The sequence below is a fragment of the Duganella violaceipulchra genome (assembly GCF_019166075.1).
GTDB lineage: Bacteria > Pseudomonadota > Gammaproteobacteria > Burkholderiales > Burkholderiaceae_D > Rugamonas > Rugamonas violaceipulchra.
In genome coordinates this window covers 190,363-209,546 of sequence record NZ_JAHTGR010000003.1, presented here as the reverse complement: position 1 = coordinate 209,546, position 19,184 = coordinate 190,363, and the positions used below count along the sequence as shown (strand labels likewise).

At 63.9% G+C, this 19,184-nt stretch carries 17 protein-coding genes; 8 read left to right on the top strand and 9 right to left on the bottom strand.

The features are described 5' to 3' along the window. Positions 1 to 5 precede the first annotated feature (5 nt). The 4 genes from KVP70_RS06835 (at position 6) to KVP70_RS06820 (ending at position 2,800) form a co-directional block, all read left to right on the top strand. A complete protein-coding gene (locus tag KVP70_RS06835; RefSeq protein WP_217941405.1) occupies positions 6 to 752 on the top strand; it encodes an MgtC/SapB family protein in 747 nt (248 codons plus the stop codon). Positions 753 to 767: 15 nt separating this feature from the next. Next, positions 768 to 1,379, top strand: a complete 612-nt coding sequence (locus KVP70_RS06830; protein ID WP_229224656.1) for a DUF924 family protein — start codon at positions 768 to 770, stop codon at positions 1,377 to 1,379. Continuing rightward, positions 1,379 to 2,203 carry a Rossmann-like and DUF2520 domain-containing protein gene (locus tag KVP70_RS06825; protein WP_217941404.1) on the top strand — a complete coding sequence of 275 codons (825 nt, stop codon included), beginning with the start codon at positions 1,379 to 1,381 and terminating at the stop codon, positions 2,201 to 2,203. The genes KVP70_RS06830 and KVP70_RS06825 overlap by 1 nt, the downstream gene beginning before the upstream one ends. Before the next feature lie 234 nt (positions 2,204 to 2,437). Continuing rightward, on the top strand, positions 2,438 to 2,800 hold the full coding sequence (locus KVP70_RS06820; protein ID WP_217941403.1) for a hypothetical protein: 363 nt from the start codon (positions 2,438 to 2,440) through the stop codon (positions 2,798 to 2,800). A gap of 3 nt (positions 2,801 to 2,803) precedes the next feature. Here the strand turns inward: KVP70_RS06820 and KVP70_RS06815 are convergent, their stop codons facing one another. Then, on the bottom strand, positions 2,804 to 3,394 hold the full coding sequence (locus tag KVP70_RS06815) for a putative pterin-binding protein (protein WP_217941402.1): 591 nt from the start codon (positions 3,392 to 3,394) through the stop codon (positions 2,804 to 2,806). A 43-nt stretch (positions 3,395 to 3,437) separates the two neighbouring features. On the opposite strand from KVP70_RS06815, the gene KVP70_RS06810 reads away from it, so the two are divergent. Both KVP70_RS06810 and KVP70_RS06805 read left to right on the top strand, forming a co-directional pair. Beyond that, on the top strand, positions 3,438 to 4,043 hold the full coding sequence (locus tag KVP70_RS06810) for an alpha-ketoglutarate-dependent dioxygenase AlkB family protein (RefSeq protein ID WP_217941401.1): 606 nt from the start codon (positions 3,438 to 3,440) through the stop codon (positions 4,041 to 4,043). A 183-nt stretch (positions 4,044 to 4,226) separates the two neighbouring features. Beyond that, entirely contained in the window at positions 4,227 to 4,814 is a 588-nt protein-coding gene (locus KVP70_RS06805; protein WP_217941400.1) for an outer membrane beta-barrel protein, read from the top strand. A 53-nt stretch (positions 4,815 to 4,867) separates the two neighbouring features. Here the strand turns inward: KVP70_RS06805 and ettA are convergent, their stop codons facing one another. Beyond that, positions 4,868 to 6,535 carry an energy-dependent translational throttle protein EttA gene (gene ettA, locus KVP70_RS06800; RefSeq protein WP_217941399.1) on the bottom strand — a complete coding sequence of 556 codons (1,668 nt, stop codon included), beginning with the start codon at positions 6,533 to 6,535 and terminating at the stop codon, positions 4,868 to 4,870. Positions 6,536 to 6,617: 82 nt separating this feature from the next. Continuing rightward, entirely contained in the window at positions 6,618 to 7,493 is an 876-nt protein-coding gene (rarD, locus tag KVP70_RS06795) for an EamA family transporter RarD (protein WP_217941398.1), read from the bottom strand. A gap of 202 nt (positions 7,494 to 7,695) precedes the next feature. Between rarD and KVP70_RS06790 the strand changes: the two genes are divergently transcribed. Both KVP70_RS06790 and KVP70_RS06785 read left to right on the top strand, forming a co-directional pair. Then, a complete protein-coding gene (locus tag KVP70_RS06790; protein WP_217941397.1) occupies positions 7,696 to 9,576 on the top strand; it encodes a potassium transporter Kup in 1,881 nt (626 codons plus the stop codon). Between the two features lie 117 nt (positions 9,577 to 9,693). Then, positions 9,694 to 10,548 (top strand): FKBP-type peptidyl-prolyl cis-trans isomerase, encoded by an 855-nt coding sequence (locus tag KVP70_RS06785; protein ID WP_217941396.1) that lies wholly within the window; start codon positions 9,694 to 9,696, stop codon positions 10,546 to 10,548. Between the two features lie 108 nt (positions 10,549 to 10,656). Here KVP70_RS06785 and KVP70_RS06780 read toward each other — a convergent pair whose 3' ends face one another. From KVP70_RS06780 to KVP70_RS06755, 6 genes are all read right to left on the bottom strand, one after another. Continuing rightward, positions 10,657 to 11,376 carry a hypothetical protein gene (locus KVP70_RS06780; RefSeq protein ID WP_217941395.1) on the bottom strand — a complete coding sequence of 240 codons (720 nt, stop codon included), beginning with the start codon at positions 11,374 to 11,376 and terminating at the stop codon, positions 10,657 to 10,659. 56 nt (positions 11,377 to 11,432) lie between these two features. Further along, entirely contained in the window at positions 11,433 to 12,023 is a 591-nt protein-coding gene (locus KVP70_RS06775; RefSeq protein WP_217941394.1) for a hypothetical protein, read from the bottom strand. A gap of 110 nt (positions 12,024 to 12,133) precedes the next feature. Then, on the bottom strand, positions 12,134 to 14,563 hold the full coding sequence (locus KVP70_RS06770; RefSeq protein WP_217941393.1) for an ABC transporter permease: 2,430 nt from the start codon (positions 14,561 to 14,563) through the stop codon (positions 12,134 to 12,136). Positions 14,564 to 14,576: 13 nt separating this feature from the next. Next, positions 14,577 to 16,967, bottom strand: coding sequence for an ABC transporter permease (locus tag KVP70_RS06765; RefSeq protein ID WP_217941392.1), 2,391 nt, complete (start codon positions 16,965 to 16,967; stop codon positions 14,577 to 14,579). An 18-nt stretch (positions 16,968 to 16,985) separates the two neighbouring features. After that, complete coding sequence (locus KVP70_RS06760; RefSeq protein ID WP_217941391.1) at positions 16,986 to 17,666, bottom strand: ABC transporter ATP-binding protein; 681 nt, start codon at positions 17,664 to 17,666, stop codon at positions 16,986 to 16,988. A 31-nt stretch (positions 17,667 to 17,697) separates the two neighbouring features. After that, positions 17,698 to 19,002, bottom strand: a complete 1,305-nt coding sequence (locus KVP70_RS06755; RefSeq protein WP_229224655.1) for an efflux RND transporter periplasmic adaptor subunit — start codon at positions 19,000 to 19,002, stop codon at positions 17,698 to 17,700. Positions 19,003 to 19,184 lie beyond the last annotated feature (182 nt).

Below are 19,184 nucleotides of genomic sequence, written 5' to 3'. Positions count from 1 at the left end.
CACGCATGCCATCGATCGAGTTCCTGTTTGCTTATTGGTCAGTCCATGAAATCGCCATCAATGGCGTCATTCTGTTGAATCTGGTCGGCGCGCTGCTGCTGGGCCTGATGGTCGGCTACGAGCGCTCGTATCACGGGCGGGCGGCAGGCATGCGCACCTACGGGCTGGTATGCATGGCGTCCGCCGCGCTGACGGTGATCGGCGGCTATCCCGGCGAGTGGTTCGGCGGCCATGCCGGCCACACCATCCTGACCTCCGACCCGACCCGCATCGTGCAGGGCATCGTCACCGGCATCGGCTTCCTCGGCGCCGGCGTCATCATGCGCGAAGGCTTCAATATCAGCGGCCTGACGACGGCGGCCTCGATCTGGGCCTCGTCGGTGATCGGCGTGATGGTCGGCATCGGCTTCTACCTGGGCGCGATGGGGCTGGCGGTGTTGAGCGCCGGCTCGATGATCTTTTTGAGTAAGCTGGAAGCCAGGCTGCCGTCGCGGCACGCGATTGCGATCACCATGCGCTTCAAGGCCGGATACCTGCCGCAAGAGCCGGCGCTGCGCGCGATGGCGCTGCAACGCGGCTATGAAATCGCGGGCGGCTCGCTGATGATAGGCAGCGACGGCGGCATGCAGGAATGGCGTTTCGTCGCCATCGCGCTGAGCAAGCGTAGCGGCGCGCCGATGTCGGTGCTGTCGGCCGAGCTGGCGCAATTCGACGGCATCCACAGCTTCCAGCTGTCCCACGCACGTAACTAAAACACGAACATAAGCATGAACGAACAAGCCAGGGCAGTATTCGATTTCTGGTTCCAGCCCGCCCCAGGGCAGGCCGCCGACGCCACGCGCCGCGAGTGGTTCCAGAAGAACGACGATTTCGACCGCGAGGTCGCCAGCCGTTTCGGCACGCTGATCGAGCAGGCGCAGGCCGGCGGCCTGCACGCGTGGGATGCGGAAGGCCCGCAGTCCGCGCTGGCGCGCATCCTGGTGCTGGACCAGTTTTGCCGCAACGTCCACCGCGGCACACCGCTGGCCTTCGTCGGCGACCCGCAAGCCTTGCAGGCGGCGCTGAAGATGGTCGAGGCGCAGCAGGACCTGGCGCTGCCGCCCTTGCAGCGCGCCTTTGTTTACCTGCCGTTCGAGCACGCCGAGGACATGGCGATGCAGGAGCAGGCCGTGGCCCTGTACACCCGCATGGCCGACGCCGGGCGCGGCACGACATCGCCGGCCACCAGCCAGGCCATCGCCGGCATGCTCGATTTCGCCGAGCGCCACCGCGAGGTGATACGCCGCTTTGGCCGCTTCCCGCACCGTAACGCCATCCTGGGTCGCGCGTCGACGCCGGAAGAACAGGCGTTCTTGCAGCAACCTGGCTCCGGTTTCTGATGGCGACCCTCAACCTGATCGGCGCCGGCCATGTCGGCCGCGTGCTGGGACGTTTGCTGGCGACACAGGGTGGCTTCCAGGTGCAGCAGGTGCTGACGCGTTCCGCCGCCTCGGCGCGGGCCGCCGTGGACTTCATCGGCAGCGGCGCGCCGGTGGAGCGCTACGACCAATTGCAGCCGGCCGACATCCATGTGCTGGCCGTCGGCGACGACCAGATCGCCTGCGCCTGCGCCGCGCTGGCGCAGGCGACGCCGCTGCAAGGCAGCATCGTGTTCCATTGCAGCGGCGCGCTGGCGTCCGGCCAGTTGCAGGCCGCGCGCGATGCGGGCGGGCTGGTCGCCAGCGTCCATCCGATCCGCAGCTTCGCTGATCCGGCGGCGGTGGCTGCTCAATTTTCAGGCACCTTCTGCGGCATCGAGGGCGACGCCGCCGCGCTGGCCGTGCTGACGCCGGCCTTGCAGGCGATCGGCGCGCAGCCGGTGGCGATCGACGCCTCGGCCAAGACCGTGTATCACGCCGCCGCCGTCTTCGCCAGCAACTACCTGGTCACCGTGCTGGACGCCGCCTTGCGCGCCTACATGGCGGCCGGCATTCCGGAAGCGGTGGCGCGCCAGATGGCGCAGCCGCTGGCCACCGAGTCGATGGCGAATGTTTTCCGGCTCGGCGCCGCCGCCGCCCTCAGCGGCCCGATCGCGCGCGGCGACATGGATACTGTGGATCGCCAACAACGGGCGGTCGATCAGTGGGATAGAGCAACCGGCGAACTTTACCGGGCGCTGGTGGCGCCCACGGCCGATCTGGCGCGCAGAAAACGCCAGAACTAGCCCGCAGCGACGGTTACGCCTCTTATCTCCTTGCAAATTACTACTTAACAACTATATTTTAAGTAGGTGTATGCTTTTCCCGAGAGTGAGCGTTGCAGTTTTATTGGTACGAATTCACAAATAAGTGGCGGGATTAGTCGACAAACCTCGGAATTAGCAATAAGCTTGTTTCTTGGAATGTTTTCTTGAAGAATCAAGCACGAAGCCGGCGCACCAATAGGATAGGGGTAGAACATGTTATTTCTGAAGAGTACGACCGTCACGAAAGCGCCAGGGATTTACGACGTAGATATCGCCGCCAAACCGCCCGGCAAGACTTTTGGTGTGTTCATGGCCACCGATCCGGACAATCCTCCGGCCGAAGTGCTGGCGGCGTTGGCGGCGATGGGTTTCAAGAACACCTACAGCGGTGGCTACACCCACAAGGACCGCGGCAAGGTGCTGGACCTGCACTTCCAAAAAGACGGCACTGATTTGTTCCAGGGCTGGAAAGCCGAAGAGATGGAAGTCAATATGGCCGCCATCACCGCGCTGTTTTCCGGCATCGGCATCACCATCGCTCCGCGAGTGATGACTCTGGCCGAAGCCTACGCCTAAGGCCTAAATCTGCACCTCGATGTGATACAGGGCCCACGGGCAGGAAGCGAACCGTTCTGCGAGCGGTTTGGCGGCCATCTCGGGGACCTTGTCGGCATCGTAGATCGCCCATAGCGGACCCAATCCGCCCAGCGCCATCGCCGCGCCATCCAGATGGGTGGCAACGATGGTGCGCTGCGCGCGCGCCTGCGCCACGCTGACCGTGGCCGCATAACCATCCACCGCACGCAACACCAGCTTGCCGCCTTCGCCCAGCGATGCGCCGGCCGCCTTCATCACGTCCAGCAGCAGCGGGCCGCGCAGCGTGTGCGGCTTGCCGTCGTATTCCAGCGTCGGCTCGATGGTGATGGCCGGCAGCGCGGCCAGCGCGGCGAAGTCGAAGGCGTGCGCCTTGTCGAAGCTGAGTTTTTGCTTGTGCATCATCTGGTCGCGCACCGGATCGAAGCGGCCGCGGTTGACCTTGCCGACGGCGCCGGTCACGGTCAACAGCGCCGGTCCGGCATTGTTGGCGGCGGCGACGGCCTGCGAGGCGGGCAGGGTGGCGGCGGCCATGCCGGCCAACGCGGCGCGGCCCAGAAACTGGCGTTTTTGCATACGAGGTTCTCCTGTCTGACGTAGTGCCGGTATCATAACGCGCATGGACTTATTTGCCGACGACAGCGCCTTGATGCCCATCCCGATCGAGGATGGCGAACTGTGGTTCCAGCAGCGGCTGGCGCTGGACCTGGCGCCGCCTGAGGCCATGCAGCGCCTGCTCGACGAAACCGACTGGCGCGCGGAACAAGTCCAGGTCTGGGGTAAATTGCATATGCAACCGCGACTGACGGCCTGGCATGGCGAGGCCAGCTACCGCTATTCCGGCAAGACCTTCCATCCGCTGCCGTTCACGCCCTTGCAGCTGCACATCAAACAGGCAGTCGAGCGGGCCACCGGCCGCCAGTTCAACAGCGTGCTGCTGAACTACTATCGCGACGAACGCGACAGCATGGGCTTCCACGCCGACGACGAGCGCGAGCTGGGGCCGCAGCCGGCCATCGCCTCGGTCAGCTTTGGCGCGCCGCGCACCTTCATCCTCAAGCACCGGCGCCTGCCGAAAACCATCAAGCTGGCGCTGGGCGACGGCTGCCTGCTGCTGATGGCGGGCAGCCTTCAGCTGCACTGGCTGCACGGCATCAACAAGGAACGCGGCGCCCGCGGGCCGCGCATCAACCTGACTTTCCGCCAAATTCTGCGAGAACCTTAAGTGTCTCTTAAGTTTGGTGGAAGTCGATTTGTTCCGGTCTTTATTTGGCTTACATCCTGTCACACTTCTTACTAAATCGGTGCGGACAGGTGTTGGCGTGAGTGCTATCTTGGCTCCATCGCAATTCAGAGAACTGCGATCCCAAGCAAGTCCAACACTCATTTTGCTGAAAGATCCAAGACCATGAAAAAAATTCTGTTCGCATTAGTTGCTTCCGCTGCCGCTCTGGCTGGCACCTCCGCTTACGCCGCCGATGACGCGGGCACCGCCTACATCGGCGCCGGTGTCGTGGGCAGCCACTACAAGTTCGACGTGCCGGGCGCAACCAGCGTTTCCGACCGTAGCGGCGACCAGGCGACCGGCAAGATCTTCGCCGGCTACAACATCGACAAGACCTGGGCGGTCGAGGGCGGTTATACCGACTTCGGCAAGAAAGGTTATGACTACACGACGGGCGGCGCAGCCGGCCACGTGCAGACCAAGGCCAACTCGTTCTATGTTGCAGGCAAGGGCACTTACACGGTGAATGACCAGGTCGCCCTGTTCGGCAAGCTGGGCGTGGCGCGCAACCATAACGACGTTACCACCACCGGCATCGCTTCCGTCTCCGGCGACTCCAACAAGAGCGCGTTGTATGGGTCGGTTGGCGCCGAGTACGCGATCAACAAGAACGTGAAGGTCTCGCTGGAGTATGAAAACTACGGCAAGAACAACGTCGACCTGGGCCGCAAAAACAGCGCCATCACCGCCGGCGTGCGCTACAACTTCTAAGTTCGGTTCACCACCATGAAAAAAGGCCACCTCATCAAGGTGGCCTTCGTCGTTTACACGGTCAGTGGCTTGTAGCGTATGCGTTTTGGTTTCGCACCTTCCTCGCCCAAACGTTTCTTCTTGTCGGCTTCGTATTCCTGATAGTTACCGTCGAAGAAAGTGACCTGCGAGTTGCCTTCGAACGCCAGGATGTGGGTGGCGATACGGTCCAGGAACCAGCGATCGTGGGAGATCACCAGCACGGAACCGGCGAACTCCAGCAGCGCATCTTCCAGCGCGCGCAGGGTTTCCACGTCCAGATCGTTCGACGGTTCATCGAGCAGCAGCACGTTGCCGCCCTTGAGCAGCGTCTTGGCCAGGTGCAGGCGGCCGCGTTCACCACCGGACAGGTTGCCGACGATCTTCTGCTGGTCCGAACCCTTGAAGTTGAAGCGGCCCAGGTAGGCGCGCGACGGCATGTCGAAACGGCCGACGCTGAGCATGTCGGCGCCGCCGGACACGTCCTCGAACACGCTCTTGCTGTCGCTCAGCGTATCGCGGCTCTGGTCCACCAGCGAGATGCGGGCGGTCTGGCCGATCACCACTTCGCCGCTGTCCGGCTGGTCGAGGCCGGCGATCATCTTGAACAGGGTCGACTTGCCGGCGCCGTTCGGGCCGATGATGCCGACGATGGCGCCCGGCGGAATGGTGAACGACACATTGTCGATCAGCAGGCGGTCGCCAAACGCTTTCGACACGTTCTTGAACTCGATCACTTCATTGCCCAGACGCTCGGCCACAGGGATGAAGATCTCCTGGGTCTCGTTGCGTTTCTGGTATTCGTACTCGCTCAGCTCGTTGAAGCGGGCCAGGCGGGCCTTGGACTTGGCCTGGCGCGCCTTGGGATTCTGGCGCGACCATTCCAATTCCTTCTGCAGCGCCTTCTGGCGCGCGGATTCGGTCGACTCTTCCTGCTTCAGGCGGTTGGACTTTTGGTCCAGCCACGACGAGTAGTTGCCCTTCCATGGAATGCCATGGCCGCGGTCCAGCTCCAGAATCCATTCGGCGGCGTTGTCGAGGAAGTAGCGATCGTGGGTGATGCCGACCACGGTGCCCGGGAAACGCAGCAGGAACTGTTCGAGCCATTCGACGGACTCGGCGTCCAGGTGGTTGGTCGGCTCGTCGAGCAGCAGCATGTCCGGCTTGGACAGCAGCAGCTTGCACAGCGCCACGCGGCGCTTTTCACCGCCGGACAGCACGCCGATCTTGGCTTCCCAAGGCGGCAGGCGCAGCGCGTCGGCCGCCATTTCCAATTGCAGGTTCAGGTTGCCGCCGTCGGAGGTCGAGATGATCGCTTCCAGACGCGCCTGCTCGGTGGCGAGGGCGTCGAAGTCGGCGTCTTCCTCGGCGTAGGCGGCGTACACGGCTTCCAGCTTGGCTTGCGCTTCAAACACTTCGCCCAGGCCCGATTCGACTTCCTCGCGCACGGTTTTTTCGGGATCGAGCTGCGGTTCCTGCGGCAGGTAGCCGATGTTCAGGCCCGGCATCGGCACGGCTTCGCCCTGGATGTCGGTGTCGATGCCTGCCATAATTTTCAGCAAGGTCGACTTACCGGAGCCGTTCAGGCCCAGCACGCCGATTTTTGCGCCCGGGAAGAAGGACAGCGAAATATCCTTCAGAATCTGACGCTTGGGCGGGACGATTTTGCCCACCTTGTTCATGGTGTAGACGTAATTTGCCATTGAGAATCTCAGTAAGAATTTTTTAATTGCGTAGAAACGCAAGGAAGGACGACAGGATACGATAAATCCCGCCGTCCGCCCACTATTTAGCGCGCTGGCCGGCCCACAGCCCCTCGGCCACATACAGCGCCAGCGCGCTCCAGATGATGGCGAAGCCGACCAGCCGCGCCGGCGGGAAACTTTCATTAAACACCCACACGCCCAGCAGCGCCTGCATGGTCGGCGACAGGTATTGCAGCAGGCCCAGCACCGACATCGGGATCTTGCGCGCGCCGGCCGCGAACATCACCAGCGGTATCGCGGTGATCGGCCCGGCCGCCGCCAGCAGCCAGCGGGTGCTGTCGTACGGGGTGTTGATGAAGGTGTTGTGGCCGTGCCAGGTCAGCCACACCACATACACCAGCGCCAGCGGGAAGAGCAGCATGGTTTCCAGCGACAGGCCCTCCAGCGCCGCCAGCGCGGCGGTCTTGCGCAGCAGGCCGTAGCCGCCGAAAGTGAAGCCTAAAATCAGGGCGATCCACGGCACCTGGCCGGCCGACCAGGTCAGCCACAGCACGCCGCTGGTGGCCACGCCGATGGCGATCCACTGGCCGCGCCGCAGTTTTTCCTTCAGCACCAGCAGTCCCAGCAGCACATTGACCAGCGGATTGATGAAGTAGCCCAGGCTGGAATCGATGACATGGCCGTTGTTGACCGACCAGATGTAGACGAACCAGTTGGCCGTCAGCAGCAGCGCCGAGGCGACAAAGCTGGCCAGCACGCGCGGATTGCGCAGCACCTTGGGCAGCCACTTCCATTGCTGGCGCGCGGTCAGCACCAGGCCCAGGAACAACAGCGACCACAGCATGCGGTGCGCCAGGATTTCCATCGCCGGCACTTCGCCGATGGCGTGGAAATACAACGGGAACAAGCCCCAGCAAAAGAACGCGCATGTGGCGTAAACAATACCTATGTTCATGAAGAGGGGCGGCGGGTCGAAGGCAAGGTCTGGCATTATCGCCGATATGGCGCACGGCCGCTGCCGGCCTCGCGCTTCGGCCCGCACCAGCGTACACTGGCGATATTGAATTTTTGGAACACCCTTCCATGCGAAAATCTCCTTGCCTTTTGCAAATACTTATCCTATTGTGCAATGCACCAAAACAACAACAGGTGCAATCTTGACCGAGCAACATAAGAAAAGCAGCCTCGTCGCCCTGACGCTGGCTGCGGTAGGCATCGTCTACGGCGATATTGGTACCAGTCCCCTCTACACCCTCAAAACCATCTTCGATCCCGAGCACGGCCTGGTCCTGAACGAGGGTAACCTGCTGGGCATCATTTCGCTGATCTTCTGGGGCCTGACGACCATCGTCTCGCTCAAATACGTCAGCCTGGTGCTGCGCGCGGACAACCGCGGCGAGGGCGGCATCATGGCGCTGATGGCGCTGGCCCTGAACTCGGTCACCAAGAAAGCGCCGCGTTGGCACTATCCATTGATGCTGCTGGGCGTGATCGGCGCCACCATGTTCTACGGCGACAGCGTGATCACGCCGGCCATCTCGGTGCTGAGCGCGATCGAGGGTCTGGAAGTGGCCACGCCGGGGCTGGAACAGTACATCGTGCCGCTGACCATCATCGTCCTGGTCTCGCTGTACGCGGTGCAGCGCCACGGCACGGCCGGCATCGGCCGCTGGTTCGGCCCGGTGATGCTGGTCTGGTTTGCCGCGCTGGCGGTCATGGGCCTGATCAACATCGTGCAGGCGCCGCAGATCCTGTGGGCGCTGAACCCGCTGCACGCGCTGCGCTTCATGTTTGAAAACCGCATGATCGCCTTCGTCGCGTTGGGCGCCGTGGTGCTGGCCTTCACCGGCGCCGAGGCCCTGTATGCCGACATGGGCCACTTCGGCGCGCGGCCGATCCGCTTCGCCTGGTTCATGATCGTGTTCCCGTCGCTGGCGGTGAACTACCTGGGCCAGGGCGCGCTGCTGTTGACTCATCCCGAAGCAATCGCCAATCCCTTCTTCCAGCAGCTCGGCGCCTGGAGCGTCTACCCGCTGGTGGCGCTGTCGACGGTGGCGACGGTGATCGCCTCGCAGGCCACCATCTCCGGCACCTTCTCGATGACCAAGCAGGCCATCGCCCTGGGCCTGCTGCCGCGCATGCGCGTGCTGCACACCTCGGCCACCGAGATCGGCCAGATCTACATCCCGATCGTCAACTGGCTGCAACTGTCGGTGGTGCTGATGGCGGTGGTCGGTTTCGGCTCGTCGGAGAAACTGGCCGGCGCCTACGGCATCGCGGTCACGGCGACCATGCTGGCGACCACCTTCCTGACCTTCTTCGTGATCCGCTTCCGCTGGAACCTGCCGCTGTGGATGTGCATTGCCTCCACCGGCTTCTTCATCGTGATCGACCTGCTGCTGTTCTCTGCCAGCTCGCTCAAGCTGTTCCACGGCGGCTGGTTCCCGCTGCTGCTGGCCATCATCCTGTTCACGGTGATGCTGACCTGGAAGCGCGGCCGCGAGCTGGTGTTCCAGAACTTGCAGAAGCACGCGATCCCGCTGGAAGACTTCCTGGCCTCGCTGTTCGTGGCGCCGCCGACGCGGGTCTATGGCACCGCCATCTTCCTGCGCGGCGAGAGCGACGGCGTGCCGCACGCGCTGCTGCACAACCTGTCGCACAACAAGGTGCTGCACGAGCGCGTGGTGTTCTTCACGGTGCACGTGGTGGAAGAGCCGTTCGTGCCGGTGGCCGAGCAGGTCAAGGTCACGGACCTGGGCCACCAGTGCTACCAGGTGAATGTCCACTACGGCTTCAAGGACGAACCGGATATTCCGAAGGCGCTGGCCCAGTGCGATTGCCTCGGCCTGCCGTTCGAGATGATGGAGACCTCGTTCTTCATCGCCCGCCAGACGGTGATCTCGACCCCTGGCGCCGGCATGTCGACCTGGCGCGAACACCTGTTCGTGACGATGTCGCGCAACGCCCGCGGCGCCGCCGACTACTACCAGATTCCCACCAACCGCGTGATCGAACTTGGCACGCAAGTGGAAATTTAAGCACACACACGGCGCTAAAAGATGTAACCGAATGTAGCGCCCGGAGCGGAAGCGGCATGGTCTGCTAAACTTCTGCTCCGAATGTGCGACCAATACGAACACTCATCAAAGGTAATCATGAAATCGATGTTTCAATATTTTGCTGCCGTTGCCTGCGTAGCGGCCCTGACGGCCTGCGGTGGCGGATCGAAAGCGCCGGTGGCGGTGGTGGTGGTGCAGCCGGCGTTCAAGCTGACCGACACCGTGGTCGGCACCGGCGCCGCCCCCAAGGCGGGCGACATCGTGGTGATCAACTTCACCGGCTACCTGTATGACTTGACCAAGGCCGATTTCAAGGGCGCCAAAGTGGAAAGCTCGGTCGATACCGGCAAGCCGGCTTCGCCGTTCACGGTGGGCCTGGGCGCGGTGGTGGTGGGCTGGGACCAGGCCATCCTCGGCGTAGCTCCTGTCGCCGCCATGAAAATAGGCGGCAAGCGCACCGCGATCCTGCCGGCCAACCTGGTGTACGGCGCCGCCTCGCGCGCCGCGACAGGCATCTATCCGGCGATTCCCGCCAATTCGCCGATGGTCTACGATTTCGAGCTGGTTGATGTCATCCCGGGCGTCACAATCCCCAACGTTCCGCCACTGCCGACGCTGCAAAAGGCCGATACCTTGATCGGTACTGGCGCTACAGCGTCAGCTGGCCAGACCATTACTGCAAACTATGCGCTGTATCTTTACGATGGCACCCGTCCTCCCGATTATCGTGGCCCGCAGGTGAGTTCCAACATTGGCGGGACGTCGCAAGATTTTGTGCTGGTAGATGGCAAGGTCATCACCGGCTGGATCCAGGGCGTCCCCGGAATGCAGGTCGGCGGCAAGCGCACACTGATAGTTCCGCCTGATCTGGGTTACGGTGCTGTGGCGCAGACCGGTATTCCTGCCAACTCGACGCTGATCTTCGATATCGTGTTGGTAGGCGTCAAATAACTTCTGTTGTCCTATGAGACTGAATGTGAAAGCCCAAAGTTGGATTCAACTTTGGGCTTTTTTGTTGCCGCATACGGGACACCAGTATCTTGCTCTCTGTCTCACAACTCACTGCGAATGACTTGCGCTGGGATATAACTTTATTGCCCACAGCTTCGATAGCTCGAGATTTTTGTTCATAGCAATTAGCTGGGCTTGCTGAATTTGCGGCAGGTCGAGTTGCGGCGCCGTGGACAGCAGAACCTTGTTGGCATCCTTGTCTCCCGATTCCTGAGAGACTAATGCCCAGGCATAGGCTTCTGTCGGATTTTCTTGCGAGAGCCTGTTGGCAAGTATTAACGCGGCGCGGTTGTACCCTGCGAGAAAGGCTTCGTTTGTATATCGCAAAGCCAAGGATTTGGGATTTTCTTTGAAGTCGTAGTCGGGGTCTTGCTCCAACATTGCGCCTTCATCCCAGTACTGCTGCCCAAGTTGGAGCAGCGCGAAAGGGTCCCCTGTTTTCCCTAGTTCTTTCAGGACTTTTAGAGGCATATAAAAATACTTCTCTGGGGTGCCCACTCCCATTTTTCGCATTTTCTCCATACGCTCAGTGGCAAGCGTTTTCGCATCAGGGACTGTTGATGGGCTAGCGGTGCCAAAAGGTGAGTACCCCCAGGCCCTCATGACGGGACCTGCCCCCTCCTTTGTGGGCGTTTGCGCGGTCGCCTTGGCTGGCGGGCTACCGGGGCCTCCTATCGGCGTGTTACTTGGTCGCGGCTCGCCGCCGAGCAAATAATATCCTCCACCTATCGTGAGAGGAATCAGAGCGATAAAAAATAGCTTGTTCATGACCTTGATGTTGAAGGGGGGAAGCACCCATTTGTGGTCAGGGTGCTCAAATTGGATTAATGGCAGGCGCCGAAGTTCCAGCCGTGCTGGCTTGCGTAGGTGGCAGCGTCGCTTTGGGAGCAAGCTGAAACCGAACTATTGTATTGAGATGGTGTGCCAGGGAAAACGCAGACAGGGAAGGGGCGCATTTGGCATGGTGGATTTGGATTGCCACCCAAGGTAACGCCTGCGGGAATAATGATCTTCCAGAGTCCTGGTGAAGCCACCATCGGGCCGCGCACGTACACGGCGCCGTCATTTTGCACCCCTATCGTGTAGTGATTGTAACTTGTGGAGGGTGGTTGAACTGTATCGGAGGCCCATACAGGGGTGCTGCCGCGATATTGAACAAAATTGCCATCGGCCTGTATGACCGTATGAGTGCCGTTTTGGAAGGTCGCCCAGATAGCAACTCCACTTTTGTACAGTACCAGATTGCCGTCCGTTTGCTGAGTCAAGCGGAAAATATTATTTTGCGATATCAATCCGTTGTTAGGGTAAAGGACGCCATTGCTGACGTCTCCAGAAGTAAGCTCGAGCTGGTCGGCATAAGCGCTTTGGCTGAGAGTAGAGATGAAAAAAGTAAGCCCGATCAAAAACTTTTTCATATAATCCTATAAATATTATTAAAAAAACATAGTAGCATTTATTGGAACTTAGTGCTCACCAACTATCACCTATCGTGCGGTACCTACAAGGTACATTCATCCCATTTTTTCTAGTCTCGCAGCGCCTGCGCCGGTGCGATGCGCATCGCCGCCAGCGTGTGGCGGGCGGTGGCCAGCGCCACGATCAGCAGCGTGAACGCCAGCGCCGCCGCGGGCGCCCAGCTGCCCAGCGGCGTGCGCGCCGCGAAGCCCGCCAGATAGCGCTCGATGGCCAGCCCGGCCAGCGGCAGCCCGACCGCGGCGGCGGCCATTGTCAGCAGCAGGAACTCGCGGCTGACCAGCACCGCGATCGCCCTGCGGCCGGCGCCGTGCAGCTTGCGCAGCACGATCTCGCGCGCGCGGCGCTGCACGCTGTGCGCCGCCAGCACGTAGATGCCGAAGGCGGCCAGCGCGAATACCACCGCCGTGGCGCAGGCCAGCAGCCTGGCCATGCGCACATCGTCGGCATAGGCCTGCGCGTAGTAGCTGCCGGCCCGGCGTATCACCGGCTCGCTGGCGGGGAAGTAGCGGCTCCAGGCGGCGGCGATGTCCTGCTCCAGCGCGGCGCGGCCTTGCGCATCCGGCGCGGCGCGCATGCGCACCGTCAGCAGCTGATTGTCCCTGGCGATCCGGTACATGGTCGGGCGCACCGAATCGCGCAGCGTTTCCCAGAGCAGGTCTGGCGTCACGCCGGCGATGCGTAACTGCGTGCCGCCGATGCGCTGGCCCACCGCCTGTTGCGCGGACGGCCAACCCAGCGCCAGCACCGCCGCCTGGTTGAGCACGACGTTCTGCTCGCCGTCGCCTGCCGCTGCTTCGATGCGCGGGTCGAACAGGCGTCCGGCCAGGGCCTTCAGGCCGTAGACGTTGAAGAAATCCGGTCCGACAAAATGCACCGTCAGCGCTGCGCTGCTGCCGTCCACGCGCTTGACCGTGTCGCTGCCATGCGTGCCGGTTTTGTCGTCGCGGCCCGGCACGTCGCGGCTGTCCGCCACGCCGGCCACGCCGGGCAGTTGCGCAATGGCGTCGCGCAGCGCGCGGGCGGCGGGATTGTCGCGCAGGTTTTCCGCCATCTCCACCACCAGCAGCGGCTCGGGATCGAAGCCCGGTGGCGCCTTGGCGGCGAACTGCGTCTGCCACAAGATCGCCAGCGCCACGCTGCCCATGCTCATCGCCGCGCCGAACTGCACCGCCGTCAGGCTGCGGCGCAGCCACGCGCCGCCTGTGGTCTCGCCGCTGCGGTGGGCCAAGGTGATGCCCATGTCGACGCCGCGCGCCAGCCAGCCCGGATAGACGCCGGCCGCCGCGCCGACCAGCGCGCCGGCCAGCAGGCAAATGCCGATCGCCGCCGGCGTGAACATGCCGTCCAGGCGGCGCTCCAGCAGGTCGGAGGCCAGCGGCAGCAGCAGCCACGCCAGCAGCACGCCCAGCGCGGCGGCGGCCACCGACAGCAGCATCGATTCGGCCATGAACTGCGCCAGCAGCTGGCGCGTGCTTGCGCCCAGCACGCGGCGCACCGCGATCTCGCGCTGGCGGCGCAAGGTGCGCACCGTCGCCAGGTTGACGTAGTTGACCACGGCGAGCAGCAGTATCAGCAGGCCGGTGGCGCCGAGCGCCAGCACCATGCGCATGTCGCCGCGCGGGCCGGTGCCCATGGTGTTGGCGACGCTGCGGTCGAAGTAGGCGTCGGCCAGCGGACCGAGGCCGATATCGACCATCTTGCGCTGGCCCAGCGCGGCCTTCATCTCAGGCGTGGCCAGGCTGGCCCACGGCGCGCGGTCGATCGCGTCTTGCAGCGCCCGTTGCAAGGCCTGAGGACTGACGCCCTGGCCGGTTTTGACGTAGATGCGGCCACCGATGCCCATCCAGTTCGACAGCGCGTCCTGGCGTTCCTTCTCCGGCCACAGCGCGCTGCCCACGCCGACCAGCGCGTTGAATTGCAGCGTGCTGTTGGCCGGACGGTCCGCCAGTACCGCCCGTACTTGCAGCGCCTGGCGATTGATCTCGATGGTGCGTCCCAGCGCCGGCGTGGCGCCGAACAGGCGCAGCGCGGTCTGCTGTGTCACGGCCAGGCCGTCGGGTTGGGTCAGCGCCGCGCGCAGGTCGCCGGCCAGTGCCTGCAGGCCGCTGATGGACTGGAACGCCGGGTCGACCGCCGTGACCTCCAGCTGCTGCATGCGTCCGTGCAGTTGCAGCGTGGTCTGGCGCGGCCACCAGGCGCTGGCCTCCAGCGGCACTCCGCTGCGCAGCGCCACCTCGCGCAGCGCGAACGGCGTGTACTCCATCCATTGCGGCTGCGGAATGAAGTTCAGCCGGTGCTTGATGACGAACACGCGCTCGCGCTGCGGCACGTCGCGGTCGTAGCTGAAGGAGTAGGCCACAAATCCGAGTAGCAGAAAGCAGACGGCGAAGCCGGTCGCCAGTCCCAGTATCTCCACGGCGGAGTGTAGCGGATGGCGCAGCAGCAGGCGCCAGCCAATGCGAAAGTCGCTTGGTTTCAATTTGTTCTCCGGTTCAGTCGCGCAATGCCAATGCGGGCGACATGCGCAAGGCCGTCGTCGTATGGCGGGTGGTGGCCAGCAGCGCCACAAGAAGGGCCATCGCCAGCGCCGCCGCCAGCGTCCAGGCGCCAATCGGCGCATGCTCGGTGTAGGCGGCCAGGTAGCGCTGGACGGCCACCGCCGCCAACGGCAGGCCGATCAGCGCACCGGCGCCCACCAGCGCCGAGAATTCGCGGCCCATCATCAGCGCGATGTCGACGCGGCCGGCGCCGTGCAGCTTGCGCATCACGATCTCGCGCCGGCTGCGCTGCACGCTGTAGGCCGACAGCACGTAGATGCCGAAGGCCGCCAGTGCGATGGCGATCACGCTGGTGGCAGCCAGTATCCGGATCAGCCGCGCTTCGGTGGCGTAGCGTTCTTCGAGCACGGCCTGTTGCGTCTTCATCTCCATGATGGCGTTGGGGAAGTGGCGGCGCCACAGTGGTTCGATCTCGCTGTACGCCGTCTCCAGGTTGTCGCTGGTGCGTATCATCAGCACGCCGCCGGGACGGACGGAATAGACGATCGCCTTCGATGGCCGGTGCAGTCCCTGGTAGCGCACGTCGGGCGCAATGCCGACGATCTCCATGCCGCCCGGTACCACCTGACCGACCGCGTCCTGCGGCGCCGCATACCCCAGGGCCAGCGCGGCGGCGGTATTGACCACCACACGCGGGGCCTTGCCGTAGTCGACATCCTGCGCCGCGCGGAACAGCCGTCCGTGCAGCGCCTGCAGGTGGTTCACTTCAAACCAGTTGGCGCTGACGTTCTTGCCTTCCAAGGGTATCTCGCGGCCGTCCCTGGCGGTCACGGTGTTGGTCAGCTTCATGCCGTCGCGGCCCACCGCTTCCGAAATGGAGGATACGCCTTCAACGCGCGGCAGCCGGGCCAGCTGTTCCATGAAGGCGATCGCTCCCTGCTTGCCTTCCGCGTCGGACGGCAGGTCCAGCACCAGCAGGTGCGCGGGATCGAATCCCGGCGAGGCATGGGTGGCGTAGTACGTCTGCCAGCCGACCGCCAGCGCCGTCGCCGACAGCGCCATCGCGCTGGAAAACTGCAGCACGGTGAGCACGCGCCGCACCCACAGGCCGGCGGCGGTTTCGCTGTTGCCGCGGCCAGCCAGCGCAGGTCCCGGTAGCGCGTGCTGCGCCAGCCAGGCCGGATAGGCGCCGGCGCACACGCCGATGAACAGGCCGAACGCCAGCGCGATCACGCAGCGCGTGGGCGTGAACATGCCGGCCAGCGGACGGTTCACCAGCTCCGCGAAGGTCGGCAGCAGCAGCCACGCCAGCACCAAGCCGGCGACGGCCGCCAGCACGGAGGTCAGCGCCGCCTCGCTGAGGAATTGGCGCACCAGCCGCGCCGAGCTGGCGCCCAGCAGCTTGCGGATGCCGATCTCGCGTTGGCGGCGCAGGGTGCGCACCGTCGCCAGGTTGATGTAGTTGATCGCGGCCAGCAGCAGGATCAGGAAACCCGCCGCCGCCAGCCCGAAGACGCTGCTGCGCTGGCCGTACTGCTCGCCCGCGCGGCTGTTGGCCAGGCCTTCGTCGAAGTAGGCGTCGTGCAAAGGCAGAAGGCTGATATCGGCGACGTTGCGGCCGTTCAGGCCTTTGCCCAGCGGGCCGTTTTTAACGCGCTGGTTGATGGGCGATTTTTCGCTGGCTTCCTGCAGCAGCGCCGTCAGCGCCGGCATCGAGGCGCCGGGCTTGAGTTTCATGTAAACGATGCCGCGCCCCCATTTGCTGATCGCGGTCTCGCGCTCCGGCCATGCGCTGCTGCCGGTGCCGACCAGTGCCTCGTACTGCTGGCTGCTGTTGGCCGGCGGATCGGGCATCAGCGCCCGCACTTGCAATACCGTGCCATCGACATGGACGGTCTGACCAGCTGCGGGATGGTCACCGAACAGTTTCTGTGCGCCGCTCCGCGTCAAGGCCAGGCCATCGGGCTGCGCCAGCGCGGCGCCCAAGTCGCCCTGTAGCGCGACGATGCCGAACATGGTGCGGAAATCGGGATCGACCGCCAGCAGGTTCAGCGCGCGCAAATCGCTACCGGCGCGCAACGGCGACTCGATGGGCTTGGCGACGCTGGCCTGCGACACCATGCCGCTGGCGAGAGCCACATCGCGCAAGGGCAGGAAAGCCCAGGCTTGCCATTCCGGGCGCGGGAAAACGTTGATGCGCTGCTTGACCACGAGCACGCGGTCGTTGTCCGGTATGGCGCTGTTGAAGTTCAGGCAGAATTCGACAAAGCCGAACAGCAGGAAGCAGGCGGCAAAGCCGATGGCCAGGCCGCCGATGACCACGGCGGAATAGGTCGGCTGCTGCAACAGCAGCCGCCAGCCTATGCGAAAGTCGCGCAGGTTCATGAAGGTGATCCTGACGCTTTAAGCGGCTTGCAGAACGTCGACCATGATGCGGCCGTCCAGCAGATTCAGTGTGCGCGAAGCCTGCGCGGCGTGGTCCGGCGAGTGCGTGACCATCACCACGGTGGTGCCTTCGGCGTTAATCTCGCGCAGCAGGCGCATGACCTCATCGCCATGTGCGGTGTCCAGGTTGCCGGTCGGTTCATCGGCCAGCAGGACGGCGGGGCCGGCCACCAACGCGCGCGCGATCGCCACCCGCTGCTGCTGGCCGCCCGACAGTTGCGAAGGGCGATGCGCGGCGCGGTGGCCCACGCCCAGTTTGTTGAGCATGGCCGTCACGCGCTCGCGCCGTTCGCGCGCCGGCGTGCCGTTGTATTCCAGCGCCAGTTCGACGTTCTCGAACACGGTCAGCTCTTCGATCAGGTTGAAGCTCTGGAAGATGAAGCCGATGCGGCCGCGCCGCAGCTGGTTCAGTTTCGATTCGCTCCAGCCGGCCACGTTCTGGCCCTCGAACCAGTATTCGCCGTGGTCAGGCACGTCCAGCAGGCCCAGTATGCCCAGCATGGTCGACTTGCCGCAGCCGGACGGCCCGGTGATGGCGACGTATTCGCCCGCTTCGATTTCCAGGTCGATGCGATCCAGCGCGGTGGTCTGGATTTCGCCTGCCTGGTGGATTTTGCTGATGCCGACGAGTTTGAGCATGGGGTTTGCCTTTAGTGATAGTGATGGGAATTTACTGCGTTATTTGCAACCGTGGTGAATTTCCGTAGGCCGCATAGCTCGACAGGATCACCTTGTCGCCGGCGGCCAGGCCTTCGAGCACTTCGAGCTGGCTGTTGTTGCGGCGGCCGACGCGCACCGCGCGCCGCTGCGCCGTGCGGCCGCCGGCGTCCAGCACATAGACCCAGGCGCCGCCGCTGTCGTTGATGAAGGCGCCGTTCGGCAGCAGCAGCGCCTTGGCCGGCTCGCCCAAGGTGATGCGCGCATCCAGGCTCTGGCCGGGATTGAGCACCGGCGGCTGGCCGCCGGTGAACACCAGCTCCACCATGAAGCGGCCCTCCTTGATCTGCGGGTAGATGGCGCGGATGTCGACCGCGTAATTGCGCTCGTCCTGCTTGACGCTGCCGTGGCGGCCGACCGCCATGCGGTTCAGGTAGTACTCGTCGACGCTGGCGGCGAGTTTGAAGCGCGCCGGATCGTCGATGCGGCCGATGTTCTTGCCGGTGCTGATCGATTCGCCCACCTGCAGGCGGAAGTTGGTCAGCCGGCCGTCGACCGGCGCCCGCACGGCCAGCGCATCGACCGTGGCGGAGACCAGCTTCAGGCCGGAGTTCAGGCCGCCGATCGCCGTTTCCAGCTGCGTGGCGGCGTCGCGGCGCACGCCTTCCTCGGTGCTGGAGGCGCGTTCTTCCTGCGCCAGCAGGCGGCGATGCTGCTGCAGCTTGTCGGCCGATTCCTCCAGCGCGACGGCGGAGATATAGCCCTGCGCCGCCAGCCTCACATTGCGTTCGTGCTGCTTGCGGACCTGATCCAGCGCGAACTGGAGGTCCTCACGCCGTCGCTGGTGGTCGCTGGCGCTGGCCTCCTGCGCCACCCGCAGGTTGGACAGGTTGAAGATGCTGACCGCGTGTTCCGACTGGCGCGCCAGCAGTTCCAGGTTGCGCTGCGGGTTGGAGATGCGGAACAGCAGCTGGCCTTTCTTCACCAGCGTGCCGTCGATGGCGAAGACTTCTTCGACGCGGCCCGATTCGACCGAATCGAGTATCACGGAATTGAGCGGTTCCGCATTGGCGCGCACGACGATTTCGTCGACGAAGATGCCGCGCGCGGCCTGGCCGATGCGCAGATCGGCGCCGTCGATCTGCAGGCCGCGCGGCATCCACGACCACAGCGCGTACCCGGCGGCCGCCAAGGCCAGCGTGGCCGCCAGCCCGATGACGATGGCCTTGCCGCGCTTGCGGGGCACCACGACGTCCATCGCCGCGCCGCTGGATGGCAGGTGGGAAGGAGAGGGGCCGATATTTTTTTTGATGTGCATGTAAGCGATACAGCAAACCCTGTGCCATGGCCAAAAAGCCCATATTGAGGGTCTGTTTGGCCCGGATTGGCCGTTCGCTGTCCGCTTATGAACAGCGGCCACTGTTCGGAACTGAACACTTGCGGCGCGCGCCCATGGCCTGCGGCCGGAAGCCCCGTCCGGCGCCCGTTGGCGGCTGCTAG

Coding starts and splice junctions, on each gene's coding strand:
- KVP70_RS06835 (WP_217941405.1), top strand. CDS start 6: ATGCCATCGATCGAGTTCCTGTTTGCTTATTGGTCAGTCCATGAAATC.
- KVP70_RS06830 (WP_229224656.1), top strand. CDS start 768: ATGAACGAACAAGCCAGGGCAGTATTCGATTTCTGGTTCCAGCCCGCC.
- KVP70_RS06825 (WP_217941404.1), top strand. CDS start 1,379: ATGGCGACCCTCAACCTGATCGGCGCCGGCCATGTCGGCCGCGTGCTG.
- KVP70_RS06820 (WP_217941403.1), top strand. CDS start 2,438: ATGTTATTTCTGAAGAGTACGACCGTCACGAAAGCGCCAGGGATTTAC.
- KVP70_RS06815 (WP_217941402.1), bottom strand. CDS start 3,394: ATGCAAAAACGCCAGTTTCTGGGCCGCGCCGCGTTGGCCGGCATGGCC.
- KVP70_RS06810 (WP_217941401.1), top strand. CDS start 3,438: ATGGACTTATTTGCCGACGACAGCGCCTTGATGCCCATCCCGATCGAG.
- KVP70_RS06805 (WP_217941400.1), top strand. CDS start 4,227: ATGAAAAAAATTCTGTTCGCATTAGTTGCTTCCGCTGCCGCTCTGGCT.
- ettA (WP_217941399.1), bottom strand. CDS start 6,535: ATGGCAAATTACGTCTACACCATGAACAAGGTGGGCAAAATCGTCCCG.
- rarD (WP_217941398.1), bottom strand. CDS start 7,493: ATGAACATAGGTATTGTTTACGCCACATGCGCGTTCTTTTGCTGGGGC.
- KVP70_RS06785 (WP_217941396.1), top strand. CDS start 9,694: ATGAAATCGATGTTTCAATATTTTGCTGCCGTTGCCTGCGTAGCGGCC.
- KVP70_RS06780 (WP_217941395.1), bottom strand. CDS start 11,376: ATGAACAAGCTATTTTTTATCGCTCTGATTCCTCTCACGATAGGTGGA.
- KVP70_RS06775 (WP_217941394.1), bottom strand. CDS start 12,023: ATGAAAAAGTTTTTGATCGGGCTTACTTTTTTCATCTCTACTCTCAGC.
- KVP70_RS06765 (WP_217941392.1), bottom strand. CDS start 16,967: ATGAACCTGCGCGACTTTCGCATAGGCTGGCGGCTGCTGTTGCAGCAG.
- KVP70_RS06760 (WP_217941391.1), bottom strand. CDS start 17,666: ATGCTCAAACTCGTCGGCATCAGCAAAATCCACCAGGCAGGCGAAATC.
- KVP70_RS06755 (WP_229224655.1), bottom strand. CDS start 19,002: ATGCACATCAAAAAAAATATCGGCCCCTCTCCTTCCCACCTGCCATCC.